Source organism: Bacteroides sp. L10-4 (genome assembly GCF_013373675.1).
Lineage (GTDB): Bacteria > Bacteroidota > Bacteroidia > Bacteroidales > Bacteroidaceae > Bacteroides > Bacteroides muris.
Genome location: NZ_JABXJH010000112.1, coordinates 1 through 4,584, shown reverse-complemented (window position 1 = coordinate 4,584; position 4,584 = coordinate 1). Strand labels below are relative to the sequence as shown.

6 protein-coding genes are annotated in these 4,584 nt (G+C 37.8%); 2 read left to right on the top strand and 4 right to left on the bottom strand.

The features are described from left to right. The first annotated feature begins 132 nt into the window (after positions 1-132). On the top strand, positions 133-483 hold the full coding sequence (locus HU824_RS19100) for a hypothetical protein (protein ID WP_136011506.1): 351 nt from the start codon (positions 133-135) through the stop codon (positions 481-483). A 202-nt stretch (positions 484-685) separates the two neighbouring features. Here the strand turns inward: HU824_RS19100 and HU824_RS19095 are convergent, their stop codons facing one another. Next, the gene (locus HU824_RS19095) at positions 686-1,174 is read right to left on the bottom strand and encodes an Arm DNA-binding domain-containing protein (protein WP_136011505.1); all 489 of its coding nucleotides are present in this window, start codon (positions 1,172-1,174) and stop codon (positions 686-688) included. A 420-nt stretch (positions 1,175-1,594) separates the two neighbouring features. Between HU824_RS19095 and HU824_RS19090 the strand changes: the two genes are divergently transcribed. Then, positions 1,595-2,986, top strand: coding sequence for an integrase (locus HU824_RS19090; RefSeq protein WP_117713960.1), 1,392 nt, complete (start codon positions 1,595-1,597; stop codon positions 2,984-2,986). A 78-nt stretch (positions 2,987-3,064) separates the two neighbouring features. On the opposite strand, the gene HU824_RS19085 is transcribed toward HU824_RS19090, so the two are convergent. The 3 genes from HU824_RS19085 to HU824_RS19075 all read right to left on the bottom strand — a co-directional run. Then, entirely contained in the window at positions 3,065-3,355 is a 291-nt protein-coding gene (locus HU824_RS19085) for a hypothetical protein (RefSeq protein WP_136011504.1), read from the bottom strand. 45 nt (positions 3,356-3,400) lie between these two features. Next, positions 3,401-3,631: a hypothetical protein gene (locus tag HU824_RS19080; RefSeq protein ID WP_136011503.1), complete on the bottom strand. Its 231-nt coding sequence runs from the start codon at positions 3,629-3,631 to the stop codon at positions 3,401-3,403. A 183-nt stretch (positions 3,632-3,814) separates the two neighbouring features. Further along, positions 3,815-4,584 (bottom strand): transposase (locus HU824_RS19075; RefSeq protein WP_176469705.1); only part of this gene is annotated, 770 nt, incomplete at its 5' end.

Genomic DNA, 4,584 nt, shown 5'->3' with positions numbered 1-4,584 from the left:
ATCCGGTTTCTGATGTATAAAGTGTGGGGGCTAAACATATCTCACGGTCTTTATGACCATGGAAACATCGGTCTTATTCCACACTCTGATGTTGAAACTTTATGCAAAAATATAACGATTAAATAATATACAATGGAACTAAAAGATTTTATAAAAAACACTGTTTTGCAGCTTGCACAATCTGTTGATGAATTAAATAATGAAATGCCTGGTAAATTGATTGTCAATCCGGCAACAGTATTAGGAGCTGGCAAAAATCCCCATGTTGAGATACAAGGATATATGCACAATGTCATGGAAATAAATTTCGACTTGACACTAATAGCTGAAAACACAGCTGGTTCTCAAGGTAAGATAGGAGTGATGGCCGCAGTTCTGAATGCAGGAGGTAGTTGCGAAGAAGGCAAAACAAATAAATCGGAGAATAAAATAAGGTTTACTTTACCGGTAGTTTTACCCGCTGTAGAGGTAAGTGCTTATTAGAACTTTCCTTTAATAAACGAATACAGTCTTTGTACTTCATAGATTACATCTCTGTCTGTGCCTTGGCAGGAACGTGAGGCATATTTAACACAGCGCTCACGCAAACGGCGGTCAAAGTAAGATTTTAGCGTTTGTAGCATTTTTCTCATAATGATTCTTTTTTTTGCAAAAATACTATAAATAATTGAATATGAAACGAGTTTTATTGCTGATGAAGAAATTCGTCATAAAGCGTTATATTCGCTTTTGTAAGGTCATCCATATAATTTATCTTCCCGAACTTTTCAAGCGATTGTAGCAAGGTTCTGTGCTGTTTACGGGTGCTATCTTCGAGGTCTGTTCTATCCTCTATCCTTGTACGTACAAATTCAATGAACGAATCAGAACGGGTTGACTTTTCCAAAAACGCATTAAGTTTTTCAAAGTCAAACTGCTGGTTATTTTTCACAAGGTCAAGAATGAACTCGTTCAACTTTGCCATCATCCCATCAAGTATTGTGTTAAGCTGGATGGAGTTGACCGAATTAGTCACCTTCTTTTTTTCGTTCCATTGGTCGGAATACACCTTTACCGGTGTTCCAATCCATTTCCGCTTGCCTTCCGAAGTTACTTCGATTTGAACAAGTCCTTTTTTGGTTTTCGTGGCGACTTTCTTTCTGTCGAACACGAATTTCATTGTTGGGTACTTCATGCTTTTTAACGTTTTAAGTTAGTAAATAGTTAAATCGGAAAACGGTATCACATTTTTGGTATCAAGTAAAAATGTTGGTATCATATTGGTATCAAAAACAACTTCTTTCTCCGTATTTCTCTGTATTTATCCGCTTAATAGATGTTAATAGAATGCGGGAGGTAACAGCTTGATAGACAATAATAAACGCTTCAAACAACTGATAGACAACAAAAAAGGCAGCTACCGAAGTAACCGCCTTTCGTGATTCCGTTGCGATTCGGAATATAAAATACTATAAAACCAATACATATAACATAATATTAAAAATCAGAGTAATATAAAAATATTATATTGCATACCATTGCATTATGTTGTGCAATATTTGAACTGAGTTGTGCAATTTATGTATATTTGCACAACCGATATAACAGAGAATATATGACTACAGTAAAAGCATTTATAAGAACTGGGAAGAAGGATAAAGAGGTAAATGTCAGATTTCGATTATCTGATGGACGCAATGTACAGTTATTCCACAAATCAGATATTATGGTCTCTCCTACTCTTTGGGATGCCAAGACTGAAAAATATAAGGCTAAAAGTATTATAAAGTTAGACATAAGAACATCATTTAACACATCTATTGAAGAACGGAAGAATCTAATTTTATCCATTTATGGGAGCAACAAAGAATTAACCAGTGAAAAACTGGAAATCTTAATAGACCAGCACTTACATCCTGAAAAATATAACATCAGCAGTGAAGAGGAATCCATGTGTAGTATGTTCCAACGCTATGTTGACGGATGGCTAAATGCAGGTGTAATAGGTCCCGGCAGAAAGAAACATTACGATGTAGTGATAAGGGAACTGACTCGATTCCTCATTATCAATGGCATTGACGGGTTGCCGGTCAATGAATTCAATAAGGAACATATTCTAAATTTTCGTGATTTTCTACGCAAAGAATACACTCTGGTTGAAAAATTTCCAGAACTGTACGCAGAAATGAATAAGCGGAATATACCATCAAAGGAAAGAAGCCAGAATACAATTGCTGAGAAACTATTATTATTACAAGCATTTATGGTGGAGCTTGAAAGTAATGATGTTATTCCCGTATCTCCTTTCCGCAAGATAGGAAAAGAAAAAGAGTCCATTATGAAGCAACAATATGACGAGCCTTTCTTTCTCACCAAAACAGAATTCAATGAAGTTGTCCACAAAGAATGTCCCGAAACATTGCAGCGAGTAAAAGATGTATTCGTTGTTCAATGTTGTTTCGGTTGCCGTATAGGTGATTTCAGACGATTCACTTTTGATAATATCAGCATTGAAGAAGGAATACCTTACATTCATTATTTACCTCAAAAAACACACAAGGATGGACTTATACGCACTGAGATAAAAACTCCCATCATTCGTATTGCTTATGATATTATTATGAAGTATAAAGGTAGGCTACCAAGCAATGCTTTGTTACCCTATTATCCTGATGGCAATGGTGAAACCGGGTACAATTATCAAATAAAAAAACTACTTGAATACTGTGAGATTAGCCGGAAAGTGGCAATGTTTAGTGCGGCATTGGGAACAAATGAATACAAATCCATATATGAGATTGCAAGCAGTAAACTTGCCCGTAAAACTCATGTAGATTTAATGAATAAAGTTCAGATAGATAAATACGCAGCAGGCCTTCATGCAAAAGGCAGTGGAGCCGTAGACAGATATACTGGATTAGGTATAAAAGAACGTTTTATTTTAATGTGTGCGGCTTTTGGCTGTAATCAGTATGAAGTTGACGATGATTTATCTGTAATGGAATAGGCTCACTTAGTATCTCATATTGATACTCTGTTATTTGACACCATCCCCGTAGTTGAGCCGCTACGGGGATTTTTTATATTAATTTGTCAATGTCAACTCCCAGCTATCCATAATGGTCATCTCCCAATGTGGAATTCCACCACTATCCTTGACTGATACTCCATATACAGAAAGGCTCTTACCCAGACTGTCATATTCCATTAAGGCAGCTTCCTCTCCTTTCCGAATACGGAGATTCATAAATCCAGTCATTTCCTCCCAATCGGTAGGTCCAATGGAAAGATGTTCTATTATGCGTCCTCTTACCGATGCTCCAATAGCAAATTCCTTGATACGGTTCAAATATGATTGAGCTTCCTTATAGGTCATAGTACAAAAGTATGAAGTCTTAATGAAAAACAAAAAACGGGCGGCTTATCCAGCTGCCCCTTCTACAAATTCCTTCAACCGATACAATCTATCAATGGCCGGATTATAGAAAGCATCCGGATAATGCTGTTTAATATCACAGATATTCGCATTAACATACATGGAGGTATCAAAAATATGTTCTGCCTCACTTAATGTCACCTCTTTAGGCAATTGTGCGTTCTCAGCCCATTTCATTAAGGCATTCACGCTTTCTTCGTCATAATTGTATGCCATATTTTTTTGTTGCAAAGATAAATCATAGCAGAGAGAAGCCAAAGAAAAAAGGTAGCTTATTGGACTGCTTTACCTATCAAAACCTTGCTAAGTAATGTAATCATTCTATTTTCCGCCACGACAATTTTATCGGCTGTTTTTCAGCCGATAAAATAAAAATGCCCGCAAGAAAATATTTTTGTTTTAACATTCCGGTTTATAAAAACATGGTAGAAGAGTCTTCTTGTCGCAGTCCTTACCATGAAGAATACATTCGAACAGGTGCTTCAGGTAATCCTGAGGGTCTATGCCATTAAGCTTACAGCTTTCTATCAGAGAGAAGATGAATGCCGAGTTTTCTGCCGCATCCTCACTGCCTATGTTCATACAGTTCTTGAGCAACAGCTTTACCGGTTTCATCCTTTGTTCACAGAGGTTGTTCGATATTTCCGCTGCACCGTCCTTGAGGATATTTCTCAGGGACTTCCACTGGTTTAACGTATAATTGACAGCCTTTCTCATCAGTTCGTTAGCCATAATCTTCGCATCCTGCATCATCATGACCACCTTATGATGGATACTTTCAAGGATCGGTCCTGTAAGCTGCCGTCTTTTCCCCTTTATCTGCTCACCGCTGAGCTTCATGGTGCGGAACAGATCTTCATTCATGAACATATCGCCGATAGAGTCTATTATCTCCATCGCTGTCCTGTCCGAAGGCAAGGCGTCAACCCACAACCTTCTGCAGTGCGTCCAGCATCCTATATGAAGCACCTTTGAGTCTTCTCCATCAAACATTCTGTAAACCGTATATCCGTCAGTGGAAAGGGTCCCCATAAAATGTTCCAGGAACGACTTCGCCACATCGGATGACCTGCTGCCGTTGTTATAGTGGTAATAGACCATCTTCATATGCTTTGCAAAGAATGCCCATAAGTACTTTCTCCTGTAAGCCTTGCCTTCCTTTGTTTCGA

What these genes read in the sequence shown, in the direction of transcription:
- HU824_RS19085 (WP_136011504.1), bottom strand. Translation starts at nt 3,355, where the DNA reads ATGACCTATAAGGAAGCTCAATCATATTTGAACCGTATCAAGGAATTT.
- HU824_RS19100 (WP_136011506.1), top strand. Translation starts at nt 133, where the DNA reads ATGGAACTAAAAGATTTTATAAAAAACACTGTTTTGCAGCTTGCACAA.
- HU824_RS19095 (WP_136011505.1), bottom strand. Translation starts at nt 1,174, where the DNA reads ATGAAGTACCCAACAATGAAATTCGTGTTCGACAGAAAGAAAGTCGCC.
- HU824_RS19080 (WP_136011503.1), bottom strand. Translation starts at nt 3,631, where the DNA reads ATGGCATACAATTATGACGAAGAAAGCGTGAATGCCTTAATGAAATGG.
- HU824_RS19090 (WP_117713960.1), top strand. Translation starts at nt 1,595, where the DNA reads ATGACTACAGTAAAAGCATTTATAAGAACTGGGAAGAAGGATAAAGAG.